The 14,805-nt window shown below is 63.0% G+C and carries 14 protein-coding genes and 1 pseudogene; 8 read left to right on the forward strand and 7 right to left on the reverse strand.

What is annotated here, in order from left to right:
- Positions 1-2: 2 nt before the first annotated feature.
- The 6 genes from BCV67_RS17500 to ykgO form a co-directional block, all read right to left on the reverse strand.
- Entirely contained in the window at positions 3-1,235 is a 1,233-nt protein-coding gene (locus BCV67_RS17500) for a TraB/GumN family protein (protein ID WP_062167956.1), read from the reverse strand.
- The gene (locus BCV67_RS17505; protein WP_062167955.1) at positions 1,228-1,758 is read right to left on the reverse strand and encodes a GNAT family N-acetyltransferase; all 531 of its coding nucleotides are present in this window, start codon (positions 1,756-1,758) and stop codon (positions 1,228-1,230) included. The genes BCV67_RS17500 and BCV67_RS17505 overlap by 8 nt, the downstream gene beginning before the upstream one ends.
- Before the next feature lie 11 nt (positions 1,759-1,769).
- Entirely contained in the window at positions 1,770-2,657 is an 888-nt protein-coding gene (locus BCV67_RS17510; RefSeq protein WP_062167953.1) for a carbon-nitrogen hydrolase, read from the reverse strand.
- Between the two features lie 313 nt (positions 2,658-2,970).
- Positions 2,971-4,008, reverse strand: coding sequence for an agmatine deiminase family protein (locus BCV67_RS17515; RefSeq protein ID WP_062167951.1), 1,038 nt, complete (start codon positions 4,006-4,008; stop codon positions 2,971-2,973).
- A gap of 68 nt (positions 4,009-4,076) precedes the next feature.
- Positions 4,077-4,406, reverse strand: a complete 330-nt coding sequence (locus BCV67_RS17520) for a hypothetical protein (RefSeq protein ID WP_062167949.1) — start codon at positions 4,404-4,406, stop codon at positions 4,077-4,079.
- A gap of 198 nt (positions 4,407-4,604) precedes the next feature.
- Entirely contained in the window at positions 4,605-4,730 is a 126-nt protein-coding gene (ykgO, locus tag BCV67_RS17525) for a type B 50S ribosomal protein L36 (RefSeq protein WP_057628212.1), read from the reverse strand.
- A 192-nt stretch (positions 4,731-4,922) separates the two neighbouring features.
- On the opposite strand from ykgO, the gene cmk reads away from it, so the two are divergent.
- The 8 genes and pseudogenes from cmk (at position 4,923) to galU (ending at position 13,236) form a co-directional block, all read left to right on the forward strand.
- Positions 4,923-5,597 (forward strand): (d)CMP kinase, encoded by a 675-nt coding sequence (gene cmk, locus BCV67_RS17530; RefSeq protein ID WP_062167947.1) that lies wholly within the window; start codon positions 4,923-4,925, stop codon positions 5,595-5,597.
- A gap of 193 nt (positions 5,598-5,790) precedes the next feature.
- Positions 5,791-7,476 carry a 30S ribosomal protein S1 gene (rpsA, locus tag BCV67_RS17535; RefSeq protein WP_062167945.1) on the forward strand — a complete coding sequence of 562 codons (1,686 nt, stop codon included), beginning with the start codon at positions 5,791-5,793 and terminating at the stop codon, positions 7,474-7,476.
- An 89-nt stretch (positions 7,477-7,565) separates the two neighbouring features.
- Complete coding sequence (locus tag BCV67_RS17540; RefSeq protein WP_057628209.1) at positions 7,566-7,871, forward strand: integration host factor subunit beta; 306 nt, start codon at positions 7,566-7,568, stop codon at positions 7,869-7,871.
- A gap of 96 nt (positions 7,872-7,967) precedes the next feature.
- Positions 7,968-8,267, forward strand: coding sequence for a lipopolysaccharide assembly protein LapA domain-containing protein (locus BCV67_RS17545; RefSeq protein ID WP_062167943.1), 300 nt, complete (start codon positions 7,968-7,970; stop codon positions 8,265-8,267).
- 6 nt (positions 8,268-8,273) lie between these two features.
- Entirely contained in the window at positions 8,274-9,452 is a 1,179-nt protein-coding gene (gene lapB, locus BCV67_RS17550; RefSeq protein ID WP_062167941.1) for a lipopolysaccharide assembly protein LapB, read from the forward strand.
- A 63-nt stretch (positions 9,453-9,515) separates the two neighbouring features.
- Positions 9,516-10,427, forward strand: coding sequence for a lipopolysaccharide biosynthesis protein (locus tag BCV67_RS17555; RefSeq protein ID WP_065868234.1), 912 nt, complete (start codon positions 9,516-9,518; stop codon positions 10,425-10,427).
- Positions 10,428-10,624: 197 nt separating this feature from the next.
- A pseudogene (locus tag BCV67_RS17560) lies at positions 10,625-12,358 on the forward strand (polysaccharide biosynthesis protein); the annotation flags it as partial.
- A complete protein-coding gene (galU, locus tag BCV67_RS17565) occupies positions 12,358-13,236 on the forward strand; it encodes a UTP--glucose-1-phosphate uridylyltransferase GalU (protein WP_062167937.1) in 879 nt (292 codons plus the stop codon). The pseudogene BCV67_RS17560 and the gene galU, both read left to right, overlap by 1 nt.
- A 338-nt stretch (positions 13,237-13,574) precedes the next feature.
- Here the strand turns inward: galU and BCV67_RS17570 are convergent, their stop codons facing one another.
- Positions 13,575-14,783, reverse strand: coding sequence for an acetyl-CoA C-acyltransferase (locus tag BCV67_RS17570; protein ID WP_062167935.1), 1,209 nt, complete (start codon positions 14,781-14,783; stop codon positions 13,575-13,577).
- Positions 14,784-14,805 lie beyond the last annotated feature (22 nt).

The following is a 14,805-nucleotide window of genomic DNA, read 5'->3' on the forward strand; positions in this document are numbered from 1 at the left end:
CGTCACCCAGCCAACTTCCCATAAACGCTGAAGCCGGTGAGCCAAAGCCCCAGCATGCTGCCCAGGTTGGTCAGCATGAAAGTCAGCACGATGCGCGTGACGCGGTTGCGATACCAGCCCTTCGCGCTCTGCGCATCATCACGCAGCTGCAGGAAATCCTGGTAGGTCGGCTTGCGCAGGCGGGTTTCCACCAAAGCAGCAAACGCGCCAGTAGGAATGCTCAAGCGGAACGGCTTGAACGGCGCGACAACAATCGCGGTCAGGATGCTCAGCGGATGGCTGGCGGCCAGCAAGGCACCCAAACCCGCCAGGCCGCCGGTATACATCGCCCAGGTCAGCAGCATGTCGGCGCCCATGCCCATGCCGCCTTTCCAAAAGCCGAAGCCAATGCCGCCCAGCACGATGGCCAGGATGCCCAGCGTGATCCACGGGATGTTGCGCTTCTTCGGCACCGCTTCCAGCTGCTCGCGCAGCGGGCCTGGCGCTTCGGTATCGGTTTCCAGATAGCGCGCCAGGCCGGCCAGATGGCCTGCGCCCACTACCGCCAGCACATTGCGCTGTTCGCTGTTGTGTTCTTCGCGCAGGCGCGTAGCCATGTAGCGGTCGCGCTCGCCGATGATGGCCTGGTACAGCGCGGGGCTTTCATTGGCGAACTCGCCAAAACTCGATTCCAGCATGTCGCCTTGCTTGAGCTTCTCGATCTCGTCCTCGCCGACATCCTCGGAGGAAAACAGCCCGGCACCCAGACCCATCACCAGCTTGATCTTGCCGAAGAAGCCCAGGCTCTGCGAGGCGCGGCGGAAGGTCAGGCCGACGTCGCGGTCGATCAGGTGCACCGGCAGATTGCTGGCGTTGGCCAGCTCCACCGCGCGCTTGAGCTCGGCACCTGGCTCGATGCCGAGCTGCTCGGCCAGACGCCGTTGGTACGCTGCCAATGCGAGGTTGGCTGCAAACAGCGCCACCCGCCCTTTGCGGATTACATCAACCAGATCCAGCTGCGCCAGTGCGTTGGGATTGGTCAGCGCCTGCAGGCGCTGCGGGTCCAGCTCCACCGCAACGGCGTCGTATTGGCCGCTGGCGATGGCCTGTTCCACCGCCTGCACGCTGGCGGCGGAGACGTGGGCGGTGCCCAGCAGGGTGTAACGCACGCCGTCGCGTTCAACCACGCGCACAGGCTGGCCAGCCAGCAGTTCGCCGGCGGATTCAACAGAGGAGTCAGTCATTGCTTCATTCATTGGAAGGGGCGCTGTCGGCACCGTCGCCGAGTGCGCGTTGCATCTGCACCGTATCCAGCCAGCGTCCGTGCTTGCGGCCAAGGCCGCGGAAGATGCCGATCAGCTCGAAGCCGAAGCGTTCGTGCAGCTTGATCGATGCGGTATTGGTGGGCTCGCCGATCACCGCGATCATCTGCCGGTAGCCGCGTGCGGTGCACTCGTCGATCAGGGCCTGCATCAAGGCGCGGCCAACGCCTTGGCCCTGGAAACGGCCATCCACATAGACCGAGTTCTCCACGGTCCACTGGTAGGCGATGCGCGCACGATAGCTGTTGGCGTAGGCATAGCCGGCTACCTCGCCGTCAACGGTGGCGACGAGGTAGGGAAAGCCGCGCGTGGTGATGTCCTGCATGCGCTGCGCCATTTCCGCTTCGCCGGGCACCTCGTACTCGTAGGTGTTGACCAGTTCGCGGACTTCCACCGCGTAGATCGCGGTGATGGCGGGGATGTCGGCCGGTGTTGCGGGGCGCAGTTGCAGGCTCATCGCAGGTCCAGTCAGTCGATGTAACGCTTGAGCAGATCGCCGTAGGCATCGATGCGGCGATCACGCAGGAACGGCCAGATGCGGCGCACGTGCTCGCTGCGCTGCAGATCGATCTCGCAGACCAGCAGGGTCGGGTCGGTGCCGGCTTCGGCGATGAATTCACCCTGCGGGCCCAGCACATGGCTGTTACCCCAGAAGTTGATGCCCGATGCGCCCAGCGGCGAGGCTTCGTGGCCGACGCGGTTGCAGCTCAGCACCGGCACGCCGTTGGCCACGGCGTGGCCGCGATGGCTCAGCACCCAGGCATCGCGCTGGCGGTTCTTCTCGTCCTGCATGTCGTCCGGGTCCCAGCCGATGGCGGTGGGGTAGAGCAGCAGTTCGGCGCCGGCCAGCGCCATCAGGCGAGCGGCTTCCGGATACCACTGGTCCCAGCAGACCAGCACGCCAAGGCGACCGACCGAGGTGTCGATCGGCTTGAAGCCGATGTCGCCCGGGGTGAAGTAGAACTTCTCGTAAAACCCCGGGTCGTCCGGGATATGCATCTTGCGGTACTTGCCCAGCAAGGTGCCGTCCTTCTCGAAGACCACGGCGGTGTTGTGGTACAGGCCGGCGGCGCGGCGCTCGAACAGCGAGCCGACGATCACCACGCCATGTTTTTTGGCCAGTGCGCCCAGGTGCTCGGTGCTTGGGCCGGGGATCGGTTCGGCCAGGTCGAACTCATCCACCGACTCGTGCTGGCAGAAGTACGGGCCGTTGTGCAGTTCCTGCAGCAGCACCAGTTTGGCGCCCTGCGCAGCAGCCTCGGCCACACGTGCGTCGATCACCGCCAGATTGGCGGCGGCATCACCGTGGTTACGCTCCTGGACCAGAGCGACGGTAAGGGGGCTGCGCGAGTTCATGCTGCGATCCTGCGGGGGAAAACGCGCATGTTAGCGCGGATGTGCGTCTGCGTTGCGGCTGCGGCTGAACAGAGGGCGATGCAGGGCGCGTAGGCGCTTCGTGCCGTCTTGAGGTAGAGCCGAGCCATGCTCGGCTGAACATGCACGCGACGGATCCGGTTTGCATGCAGCTGGATCGAAATGCAGCTGGGCGGGACTTGGCGTTGTGGCTTGACCCCCTCTTCTGCTGGCGGAAGAGGGGTTGCAGTGCCGGCGGTAGTTTTCGCCGGTAAAGCCTCTGCCGAGCATGGCTCGGCACTACCGTTGCCGTTGCTTAGTTTTTCAGCAGACCGGCGGGGAGCTGCATGGTGATGCAGTGCAGGCTGCCGTTCTGCCAGATCAGCGAGCGGCAGGGCACCTGCACGATCTCGCGGTCGGGGAAGGCCAAGGCCAGCACGTCGCGCGCTGCGTCGTCTGCAACGTCGCCGTAGGCCGGCATCAGCACCGCGCCGTTGATGATCAGGAAGTTTGCGTAGGACGCGGCCAGGCGGCGGCCTTCGTCCAGCACCGGTTCTGCCCATGGCAGGGGGAACAGGCGGTAAGGCTTGCCGTCGCTGGTGCGCAGCGCGGCCAGTTCGGCGCCCATCGCCTGCAGCTCGGCGTAGTGCGAGTCCTGCGGGTCATCGCAGTTCTGGTAGACGATGCTGTCGACCGAGGCGAAGCGGGCGAGGGTGTCGATGTGGGCGTCGGTGTCGTCGCCTTCCAGGTAGCCATGGTCCAGCCACAACACGCGGTCCTGGTGCATCCACGCCGCCATGTCGGCGCTCAGCGAGGCGCGGTCACGGTCCGGGTGGCGTTCGTGCAGGCACTTCCAGGTGGTCAGCAAGGTGCCGGCGCCGTCGGTATCGATGGCACCGCCTTCCAATGCGAACGGAATGCTGTGCACCTGCGCGTTGTTGAACACCTTCGCCTGGTCCAGTACGCCGACCAGCTGATCGTCGAGGCTGGCTTCGAACTTGCCGCCCCAGCCGGTGAAACGGAAGTCCAGCAGCTGGAAGCTGCCGTCGTCACGCTTGAGGGTTATCGGGCCGGAGTCGCGCAGCCAGGTGTCGTCGTAGGGCGCGGTGACGAAACGCACGCGATCCATGTCCACGCGGTTCGAACGCAGGCGCATTTCCGCGTAGGTCTCGATATCGTCATCGGCCACGCAGATCAGCACTGGCTGGAAACGGGTGATGGCGCTGACCAGCGCGATGTAGGTTTCCTCGACCTCGGCCAGGCGCTCGGCCCAGTCGGTGTCGGCGTTCGGCCAGGCGATCAGTACGCCGGACTGGGTTTCCCATTCGGCTGGAAAGCGGAGCGTTTCGTTCATTCTTCTCGGTACGGTCGGCCCTGATGGGCGTTGGGGCAGCAGGCCGGAGCCCGCTGCCGGGAAAGGGTTCAGCGGATCGGGGGCTTTGGCCCGACTTCATCGGGACTGGCCTGACGGGCCACCACGTCAATCACGCGCTGTTTCTCGAAATACACGGTGAATGCCGGGTAGACCCAGCGGTTGATGGTCGGCCATTGACGCTTCTGGCCGCCGCGTGGATCCAGGCGCTCGCTCGGTGCGCCGAAACGGGCTTCCACCTGGGCCATGCTCTGGCCGCGGGTCGGGATCGCTTCAGCCGGCTTTTCCTGCGCGCGCTCGATCAACAGGGTATCGGCCATGGCCGCCGGTGCGGTGGCCAGTACCGCGATCAGGCCCAGAATCTTCATCATTTGCTTCATTGGTCACATCTCCCCAGAGGACAGGCTGCGATTACAGCAAAAAACGGCGCCTAAAGTACGGGTTCATATCGTTTTTAGTGAGCTCGCTCAGCATTGCGTCAGTGCTGCGTTCGGCCCGCTACGCAAAAAGCCGCCCAAGGGCGGCTTTTTGACGTTGCCCAACCCTTGCGGATCAGGCGCTGGCTTGCGCCAGTTGGCTCAGCGCTGGCGAGCCTTGAAGCGCGGGTTCGACTTGCAGATCACGAAGATCTTGCCGCGACGGCGCACAACCTTGCAATCACGGTGACGGGTCTTCGCCGACTTCAGGGAGGACAGAACTTTCATGACATACCTCGGCGGATAACTAGTAAGGAGATCTTAGGAGCGTGGCCGCGGATATGCAGGATAACGCCCGTTCAAGCCCGCCATTCTACCGGGTATTTCCACGCCTGTTCAAGTGCTTGCGTGCAACTGCGTGCAAGGATGGCGGTGCGGGGCGCTAGAATAGCCCGATTCTCGCTGCAAACAGGCCTTTAGATGAGCCAGCTGCCCCCCGTTCTTACCATTGATGGCCCGTCCGGGGCTGGCAAGGGTACCGTCAGTCGCATCGTTGCCCGCCAGCTGGGTTGGCATTACCTGGATTCCGGCGCCTTGTACCGCGCGGTGGGTGTGGCGGCCAGCTGGGCGGATATCGATACGTCGGATGCGTCGGCGCTGGTGCGCTGTACCTTTGATACCAAGGTTCAGTTCGTGGAGCAGGGCGAAAGCCTGCGGGTGCTGGTCAACGGTACCGACGCGACCGATGAGCTGCGGCTGGAAACCACCGGCGCGCTGGCCTCGGCCATTGCCGCCATTCCCGAGGTCCGGGCAGCGCTGAAAGAACGTCAGCGCGCATTCAGGGTTTTGCCGGGGTTGGTGGCCGACGGTCGTGACATGGGGACCGTCATCTTTCCTGACGCCCCATTCAAGGTTTTCCTGACCGCCAGCGCCGAGGAGCGGGCTGAAAGGCGGCATAAACAGTTGAAAGAAAAAGGGGTTTCGGTTAACTTTGAAGACCTCCTGCGTGAGATCATGGCCCGCGACGCCCGTGATGCACAGCGCGCAGTGGCGCCCCTGAGGCCGGCTGAAGACGCCATCCTCATCGACACCAGCGGTATTGGCATCGACGACGTCGTTGCCAAGGTGCTGGGTCTGGTTTCCAAGGAAGCCTGACTCTGGCTGCGTTGAGTGCGATCAGTTGATCGATCGCGGTCGCACCAAAGATGTTGCAACAACCCGCTGCGCAATGGTGCGTGGTGGGCTTTTTCATTCACATGCGGCTGCTGTCACGGGGTCGTCCAACAGGCTGGACAGTACGGGTTTTCGCAACAGATCCGCTGTCCATATGTTCAACTGAGTAAATCTAATGACCGAATCATTTGCAGAACTGTTTGAAGCCAGTCAGGCCAATCTGGCCAAGCTGAAGCCCGGTGCCATCGTTATCGGTACCGTCGTTGATGTCCGCGGCGACGTGGTCATCATCAACGCCGGCCTGAAGTCCGAAGGCATCGTGCCGATCGAACAGTTCCGTAACGACGCTGGTGAGATCGACGTGGGCGTAGGCGACCAGGTCAAGGTTGCCCTCGACTCGATCGAGAACGGCTTCGGCGAAACCGTCCTGTCGCGCGAGAAAGCAAAGCGCGCCATGGTGTGGGACGAGCTGGAAGAAGCGTTGGAAAAGAACGAAACCATCACCGGCCGCATCAGCGGCAAGGTCAAGGGTGGTTTCACCGTGGACATCAAGGATGTCCGCGCATTCCTGCCCGGTTCGCTGGTCGATGTGCGCCCGGTGCGCGACCCGGCCTACCTGGAAGGCAAGGAGCTGGAATTCAAGCTCATCAAGCTGGACCGCAAGCGTAACAACGTGGTCGTGTCGCGTCGTGCAGTTGTCGAGAGCGAGCACTCGGAAGAGCGCGAGCAGCTGATGGACAAGCTGCAGGAAGGCGCCATCCTGAAGGGTGTCGTCAAGAACCTGACCGACTACGGCGCATTCGTGGACCTGGGCGGTATCGACGGCCTGCTGCACATCACCGACATGGCATGGAAGCGCGTGCGCCATCCGTCCGAAGTCGTGAACGTCGGCGACGAGCTGGACGTGCGCGTGCTGAAGTTCGACCGCGAGCGCAACCGCGTTTCGCTGGGCCTGAAGCAGCTGGGCGAAGATCCGTGGGACAACATCGCACGTCGTTACCCGGCCAACAGCCGCGTGTTCGGCAAGGTCTCCAACGTGACCGATTACGGCGCGTTCGTTGAGATCGAGCCGGGCGTGGAAGGCCTGGTGCACGTGTCCGAGATGGATTGGACCAACAAGAACGTCAACCCGTCCAAGGTTGTCCAGGTTGGTGATGAAGTCGAAGTGATGGTGCTGGACGTTGATGAAGAGCGCCGTCGCATCTCGCTGGGCATGAAGCAGGTTGCTGCCAATCCGTGGGAAACCTTTGCCGCCATCTTCAAGAAGGGCGACAAGGTTTCGGGTCAGATCAAGTCGATCACCGATTTCGGTATCTTCATCGGTCTGGACGGCGGCATCGACGGCCTGGTTCACCTGTCGGACATCAGCTGGAACACCACCGGCGAAGACGTGGTTCGCAACTTCAAGAAGGGCGACACCTTGGACGCAGTGGTCCTGGCCGTCGATCCGGAGCGCGAGCGCATCTCGCTGGGCGTCAAGCAGCTTGAGCAGGACCCGTTCGGCCAGTACATGGCTGCCAACCCGAAGGGTTCGAAGGTCGAAGGCGTCGTGAAGGAAGTTGACGCCAAGGGCGCAACCATCGAGCTGGCTGACGGCATCGAGGGTTATGTCTCGGCACGTGACGTCGCCAACGAGCGCGTCGACGATGCGACCCAGTTCCTGAAGGTCGGCGACAAGGTCGAAGCCAAGTTCGTGGGCATGGACCGCAAGGGCCGTACCCTGCAGCTGTCGATCAAGGCCAAGGACGATGCCGAAATGCGCGAAGTGCTGGAGGAATACCAGTCCTCTTCGGCATCCAGCGGCACCACCCAGCTGGGCGCACTGCTGCGCGCACAGCTGAACGGCAACAAGTCCGAGTAATCGGCCTGCTGTAAGTAGTTGTGACCTGAGCGGCCCGGACATCAGTCCGGGCCGCTTCAGGGTAAGACCCTGCCATTGACGAGTACGCAATGACCAAATCCGAATTGATCGAAATCCTCGCGCGCCACCAGGCGCACCTGAAGGCCGATGATGTCGATCTGGCGGTCAAGTCCTTGCTGGAAATGATGGGTGGGGCGTTGTCCTCCGGGGATCGCATCGAGATCCGCGGTTTCGGTAGTTTCTCCCTGCATTACCGCCCGCCGCGCCTGGGCCGCAACCCGAAGACGGGTGAGTCGGTCGCGTTGCCGGGCAAGCATGTGCCGCATTTCAAGCCGGGCAAGGAACTGCGCGAGCGCGTCAGTTCGGTAGTGCCGCTGGAAAGCGACCCTGCCTGAGTCGTCCTGCAAGGGCAGGCCGCCGCAGATTGAATGCTGCGAATTCATCCGCTGAACGGTAAGCTACGGGCTCTTGTTACAGGAGTAGGCCGGCGCATGAAGATCGTTCGATTAGTGATTCTGCTGGCGGTGTTGATAGGTGGGCTGGTGATCGGCTCGCTCAACTCCCAGGCCATCGAAATCAGCCTTGCGTTCTGGGTGCTCAAGACCACCTCCGGTATCGCGATCATCGCCTCGCTGCTGCTGGGTGCACTGGTGGGCGGCGGCATGGTGATGGCCGGCCTGGTCGTGCCCCTGTACGCCAAACTGCGCCGTGCCAACAAGGCTGCTGCCACGGTAGCGCCCGAGCCTGCAACACCGGTTGCGCAGGCGCCTTCCCCCTTTGACGGACGCTGAGCAACGATGGCCTTCATCAGTGAATGGTTCTGGTTTTTCCTGTTTCTGCCGATCGCCGCACTGGGCGGCTGGGTAATTGGGCGCCGCGGCGGCCAACGCCACAGCGAGAACCAGGTCAGCCGTCTTTCCAGTACGTATTTCCGTGGCTTGAACTATCTGCTCAACGAGCAGCCGGACAAGGCCATCGAGTTGTTCCTGCATATTGCCGAGCTGGACAAGGAAACCTTCGAAACCCAGGTTGCCCTCGGCCATCTGTTCCGCCGTCGCGGCGAAGTGGATCGTGCCATCCGCCTGCACCAGGGGCTGGTCAACCGCAACGACCTGAGCGATGCGCAGCGGGTACAGGCCTTGCTGGCGCTGGGCGAGGACTACATGAAATCCGGCCTGCTGGATCGCGCCGAAACCGTGTTCACCGAGCTTGCGCAGCTGGACCAGCGCGCGCCGCAGGCTTTGAAACACCTGATCAGCATTTACCAGGCCGAGCGTGACTGGGAAAAAGCCATCGAGAACGCGACCCGCTATGAAGCGGTGACCGACGAGCCGATGGGCAAGCTGATCGGGCAGTTCGAATGCGAACTGGCCGAGCGTTACCGCGCGGCCGGGCGCCTGGATGACGCGCGTGCGGCCATCAACCGGGCCAATGTGGCCGACGCGATGAGCGTGCGCGCAGGCATCATCGAAGGCCGCCTGGAAAGTGATTTCGGCAATGACGAAGCCGCCGTGCGTGCCTTCGAACGGGCCGCGCGCAACGACCCGGACTATCTGCCGGAAATCCTGCCGCAGTTGATGAAGAACTACCGCAATGTGGGTGACCTGGCCGGCGCGCGTGCGTTTCTGGCGGAGATGACCGAGCACTACCGCGGCATCGCGCCGGTGTTGGCGCTCACTCATTTGATGGAACAGCAGGAGGGGACGGCGCCGGCGCGGGCCTATCTGGGGCGCCAGCTCAAGGACCGGCCGTCGGTACGCGGTGAGTCGGCGCTGATCGACCTGACCCTGGCCGAGGGCGCGGATCCGGTGGCGACGCTGCAGGATCTGAAACACATCACCGACCAGTTGCTGGTGCGCAACCCGGCGTACCGCTGCACGCGCTGCGGGTTTGGCGCGCGCACCCATCATTGGCAGTGCCCGAGCTGCAAGGAGTGGGGTACGGTCAAGCCGCTGTTGAATTACGCGGTGCTCTGAGTGCCGGGACCGCATCACTGGCTGTTGCTGCTGGTACTGGTCACCGCGGCGGCAGTGACCTGGATGGCGATCCGATACGCGCATTGGCGGCGCTTGATCGACCAGCCTGGCGAACGCCGCAGCCATCAGGTGTCGACGCCACGCGGCGGCGGTATCGGCATCGTGGTATCGCAGTTGCTGGCCTGCGGGCTTGGCGCGGCGTTACTGCCTGCTTATTCGGCCGCGCTGCTGGTGTTCGCCCTGGGGCTGTTGCTGGTTGCCGGCATTGGCTGGTGGGATGACCATCGCCCGCTGCCGGCCGTGCCTCGTCTGTGCGTACACCTGCTGGCGGGCCTGATGCTGGGTGGAATCGTCTGGTTTGGGACTGGAAGCCTGCTGAAGGCCGTGGCCTGCTTTGGCCTGGCGGTGTCGTTGGTGAACATCTGGAATTTCATGGATGGGATCAACGGCCTGGCGACCACCCAGGCGATTCTGGTCGGGGTCGGGGCTGGGTTGCTGCTGCCCGGGGGCTACGCCTTGGCCGGCTGGGCGTTGGCAGCGGGTTGCGCAGGTTTTCTGCCGTTCAACTTTCCCCGGGCCCGCATTTTCATGGGCGATGTGGGCAGTGGCGCGCTGGGTTACCTGGTCGCCGGCCTGCTGGCGCTGGGCCTGAGTGTCACCGATACAGTGCCGGCACTGTGGCTGATGTTGCCGGCGGCATTTCTTGCGGACGCCGGCTTCACCCTGCTGTCACGCATGCTCAGGGGGGAGCGCTGGATGCAACCGCATACCCAGCATCTCTATCAAGCTTTCGTGAAGCGTGAATACAGTCACACGGTTGTTACATTGGGTTATGCCTTCTTCACCTTGGTGGGGCTTACACTTGCGACGCAATTTTCAAGGCTTCCCCTAGGTTGGGGGTGGGCAGGGGGCGTTACCTGGCTGGCTGTCACGGCAGCGGCGTGGATGTTCCTGCGTGCCACGGCACATAAATAAGGACAAAGTTTTCTATGGCATCTTGGCACGAGCGCTTTGCAGGTGGTGGCCCCCGCTACGCGGTGATGCTGCACGACCTGGTCATGGTGTGGCTGTGTTGGCAGCTGCTGCTGATGGCGCGCTTTGCACTGGTGGAAGGTGGACCGGTGCATCCGTGGTTCACGCTGGACGCAATGATCGTCGTCGGCATACAGGCGGTGGCGTTCTGGAAGGTTGGGCTGTATCGCGGCCTGTGGCGGTTCGCCTCCGTCGCCGATCTGATCAACATCTTCAAGGCTTCCTTCATCGGCCTGCTGGCGATCGTGGTGGTGTTCTCCTACCGCCGCCTGGAAGGCATCCCGATCTCGGTGTTGGTGGTTTATCCGTTTGCACTGTCCGCTTTGCTGGGCGGGCCACGTCTGTTGTACCGCGCCTGGAAGGACTATCAGGCCATGCATTCGGACGCCAGCGCGCGGCGCGTGCTGGTGCTTGGCGCGGGCCGGGCAGCTGAATCACTGATCAAGGATCTGCGCCGGTCCGGTGACTATGAGCCGGTAGGTTTGCTGGACGATTCGCCGCACCTGCAAGGTGCCTGGGTCCATGGCGCCGCGATCCTGGGAACCTTGGACGAGGTTGCGATGGTCGCCAAGGAGACCAGCGCCAAGTTGCTGGTGATCGCGATCCCGACACTGGATGCTGCCGGCATGCAGCGCGTCGTGGGCCTGTGCGAGAGCACCGGCCTGCCGTTCCGCACCGTACCCCGGCTGACCGATGTGCTCGAAGGCAGCTCGCTGCCTGGCCAGCTCAAGGAAGTGGCCATCGAAGACCTGCTCGGCCGCAAGCCGATCCTGCCCGATTGGGAGCTGCTGCGCAGCTGGTTGCGCGGGCGCACGGTACTGGTCACCGGCGGTGGCGGTTCCATCGGTTCGGAGTTGTGCAGGCAGTGCGCGCGTCATGGTATATCCCGGATCGTGGTGCTGGAGATCAGCGAGCTGCTGATGATCAACATCCAGGCGGAACTGCGCAGGAGTTTCCCGGACCTGGAAGTGCACGGTGTGCTGGGCGACTGCGGTGATCCGGCCGTCATCCGTCATGCCTTGCGCAGCTATAAGCCCGATACGGTGTTCCATGCGGCGGCCTACAAGCAGGTGCCCCTGCTGGAGGCGCAGCTGCGTGAGGCGGTGCGCAACAACACCTTGTCTACCGAATGCGTTGCCACGGCCTGCATTGAAGCCGGTGTCGAGAATTTTGTGTTCATCTCCACCGACAAGGCCGTCGATCCGGCCAATGCGCTTGGTGCGACCAAGCGTTATGCCGAGATGATCTGCCAGAGTTTGAACAAGCGTGCCCCGCATACCCGCTTTGTCACGGTGCGCTTCGGCAATGTGCTTGGGTCGGTAGGCAGTGTGGTGCCGATGTTCCGTGAGCAGATCCGCAAGGGTGGCCCGATCACCGTTACCCATCCGGACGTAAGCCGCTACTTCATGACGATCCCCGAGGCCTGCCTGTTGATTCTGCAGGCCGCAGCATCGTCTTCGCGCGGGGCCATCTATATGCTGGACATGGGCGAGCCGGTGTTCATTCGACATCTTGCCGAGCAGATGATCCGCCTGGCCGGCAAGCAGCCGGGGGTCGATATTCCGATCATCTATACCGGCTTGCGGCCCGGTGAGAAGCTGCACGAAAGCCTGTTCTATGAAGATGAGAACTGTCAGCCCACTGCACATCCCAAGGTAATGGCGGCAGGGGTGCGCGAGTTTTCCCCCGAGCTGGTATTGAGCAATGTAACCGCACTGCGAAAGGCGGTTGCCGCCTACGATATTGAAGCGATGCGGCATATCCTGGGCAGCACGATCCCCGAGTTCATGCCCGCCAACGATGTAGCCGCGCAGGCAGGCACTGCCAACATAGTGCCGTTCCCCACCTCCAAAGAAGTCGGAAGAAGCCACTGATGCAGGGTCGTATTAGAAAAGCAGTGTTTCCCGTCGCCGGGCTTGGAACCCGGTTCCTGCCCGCAACCAAGACCGTACCGAAGGAAATGTTGCCGATCATCGACCGGCCGCTTATCCAGTACGCGGTCGACGAGGCTATCGAGGCCGGTTGCGACACCTTGATTTTCATCACCAACCGCTACAAGCATGCGGTCGCGGACTACTTCGACAAGGCTTACGAGCTGGAGCAGAAGCTGGAGCGCGCTGGCAAGCAGGAGCAGTTGGAGCTGATCCGGCATGTGCTGCCCAAGGGTGTACGCGCGGTGTTCGTGACCCAGGCCGAGGCGCTGGGCCTGGGCCATGCCGTGCTCTGTGCCAAGGCCATTGTGGGCGACGAGCCGTTTGCGGTTCTGCTGCCAGATGACCTTATCTGGAATCGTGGCGAAGGCGCCTTGAAGCAGATGGCCGACCTCAACGAGGCCAGTGGGGCCAGCGTCATCGCGGTGGAAGACGTGCCGCACGACAAGACCGGCAGCTACGGCATCGTGGCCACCGACAAGTTTGATGGTCGCAAGGGGCATATCACCCAGATCGTCGAGAAGCCCAAGCCGGAAGATGCCCCAAGCGACCTGGCGGTTGTTGGCCGCTACGTGCTCAGCCCGAAGATCTTCGATCTGCTGGAGGCGACCGGCACTGGCGCCGGTGGCGAGATCCAGTTGACCGACGCGATCGCGCAGCTGCTGAAGAGTGAGCCGGTGGACGCCTATCGTTTTGAAGGCAAGCGTTTTGACTGCGGTACGCATCTGGGCTTGGTCGAGGCGACCGTCCGCTTCGCGCTGGAGAACGAGAAGCTGGCTGGGCCGGCGCGCGCGATGATGCAGAAGATGCTGGCGGAGTAAGCACCGGGAAGCATTCTGGACGCTGATGTCGTCCGTCGGTTTGGTGGAGTGGAAAGGCAGCCGCAAGGCTGCCTTTCTGTTTCTGGGGTAAGGCTGCTGCAAACTCCGCGCTAAGAGCTCCCCTCTCCCCAACCCCTCTCCCGCAAGGGGAGAGGGACTAATGCACCGCGAGCGCAAGCATCCTGTGCAACTGCAACTGCAACTGCAACTGCAGCTGTAGCCCCTCTCCCCTTGCGGGAGAGGGGTTGGGGAGAGGGGGGGCTCTTCGCAGTAAACGTGGCAGAAAAAAAAAGGCGGCCTTGCGGCCGCCTTCCTCAATCAATCTTGCAACAAACCGCTTACAGCGATTCAAAAATACCCGCAGCGCCCATGCCGGTACCAATACACATGGTCACCATGCCGTACTTCTGCTGGCGACGGCGCAGGCCGTGCAGCAGGGTGGCGGTACGGATCGCGCCGGTGGCACCCAGCGGGTGGCCCAGGGCAATGGCGCCGCCCAGCGGGTTGACCTTTGACGGGTCCAGGCCGCAGTCACGGATGACTGCCAGTGACTGTGCGGCAAAGGCTTCGTTGAGTTCGATCCAGTCCAGCTGGTCCTGGCTCAGGCCAGCCTGCTTCAAGGCCTTGGGGATAGCGGCGATCGGGCCGATGCCCATCACTTCCGCACGCACGCCGGCGACCGAGAAGCTGACGAATCGGGCCAACGGGGTCAGGCCGTAATCCTTGATCGCCTGTTCCGATGCCAGCAACACCGCACCGGCACCGTCGCTCATCTGCGAGGAGTTGCCGGCGGTGACCGAACCGCCGAACTGGCCGTTGCGGAACACCGGGCGCAGCTTGGCCAGGCCTTCTGCCGAAGAGTCCAGGCGCGGGCCTTCGTCGGTATCGGCCAGCTTGTTGCGGGTGATGATGCGCTTGCCATCGGCCAGGTCAGGCAGGTGCGAAACAATCTCGTAGGGGCTGATCTCGTCCTTGAACTCGCCGTTCTGGATCGCAGCGATGGCCTTCTGGTGCGAGGCCAGGGCGAACGCATCCTGTTCTTCGCGCGAGACCTTCCATTCTTCGGCGACCTTCTCGGCGGTGATGCCCATGCCGTAAGCAATGGCGACGTGGTCGTTGTCGAACACGCTCGGTGCCATCGCGATCTTGTTGCCCATCATCGGCACCATCGACATCGACTCGGTGCCGCCGGCCAGCATCAGGTCGCTGTTGCCCAGGCGGATCTGGTCGGCGGCCATGGCCACGGCCTGCAGGCCGGACGAGCAGAAGCGGTTCACCGTCTGCGCGGCGATGGTGTTGGGCAGGCCAGCCAGCAGCACGCCGATGCGCGCCACGTTCATGCCTTGCTCGGCTTCAGGCATGGCGCAGCCGATGATGGCGTCGTCGATGCGGTTGACGTCCACGCCCGGGGCCTGGGCGACCACGGAGCGAAGCACGTGGGCGAGCATGTCGTCCGGACGGGTGTTGCGGAACATGCCCTTGGGCGCCTTGCCAACCGGGGTGCGGGTGGCGGCGACGATGTAGGCGTCCTGGATTTGCTTGGTCATTGCAGTGATCTCTTCAATAGGT

This window comes from Stenotrophomonas nitritireducens, from assembly GCF_001700965.1.
GTDB lineage: Bacteria > Pseudomonadota > Gammaproteobacteria > Xanthomonadales > Xanthomonadaceae > Stenotrophomonas > Stenotrophomonas nitritireducens_A.

Excerpts from the sequence above, each read along its gene's own strand:
- BCV67_RS17500 (WP_062167956.1), bottom strand. The coding sequence starts at position 1,235 with ATGAATGAAGCAATGACTGACTCCTCTGTTGAATCCGCCGGCGAACTG.
- BCV67_RS17505 (WP_062167955.1), bottom strand. The coding sequence starts at position 1,758 with ATGAGCCTGCAACTGCGCCCCGCAACACCGGCCGACATCCCCGCCATC.
- BCV67_RS17510 (WP_062167953.1), bottom strand. The coding sequence starts at position 2,657 with ATGAACTCGCGCAGCCCCCTTACCGTCGCTCTGGTCCAGGAGCGTAAC.
- BCV67_RS17515 (WP_062167951.1), bottom strand. The coding sequence starts at position 4,008 with ATGAACGAAACGCTCCGCTTTCCAGCCGAATGGGAAACCCAGTCCGGC.
- BCV67_RS17520 (WP_062167949.1), bottom strand. The coding sequence starts at position 4,406 with ATGAAGCAAATGATGAAGATTCTGGGCCTGATCGCGGTACTGGCCACC.
- ykgO (WP_057628212.1), bottom strand. The coding sequence starts at position 4,730 with ATGAAAGTTCTGTCCTCCCTGAAGTCGGCGAAGACCCGTCACCGTGAT.
- cmk (WP_062167947.1), top strand. The coding sequence starts at position 4,923 with ATGAGCCAGCTGCCCCCCGTTCTTACCATTGATGGCCCGTCCGGGGCT.
- rpsA (WP_062167945.1), top strand. The coding sequence starts at position 5,791 with ATGACCGAATCATTTGCAGAACTGTTTGAAGCCAGTCAGGCCAATCTG.
- BCV67_RS17540 (WP_057628209.1), top strand. The coding sequence starts at position 7,566 with ATGACCAAATCCGAATTGATCGAAATCCTCGCGCGCCACCAGGCGCAC.
- BCV67_RS17545 (WP_062167943.1), top strand. The coding sequence starts at position 7,968 with ATGAAGATCGTTCGATTAGTGATTCTGCTGGCGGTGTTGATAGGTGGG.
- lapB (WP_062167941.1), top strand. The coding sequence starts at position 8,274 with ATGGCCTTCATCAGTGAATGGTTCTGGTTTTTCCTGTTTCTGCCGATC.
- BCV67_RS17555 (WP_065868234.1), top strand. The coding sequence starts at position 9,516 with ATGGCGATCCGATACGCGCATTGGCGGCGCTTGATCGACCAGCCTGGC.
- galU (WP_062167937.1), top strand. The coding sequence starts at position 12,358 with ATGCAGGGTCGTATTAGAAAAGCAGTGTTTCCCGTCGCCGGGCTTGGA.
- BCV67_RS17570 (WP_062167935.1), bottom strand. The coding sequence starts at position 14,783 with ATGACCAAGCAAATCCAGGACGCCTACATCGTCGCCGCCACCCGCACC.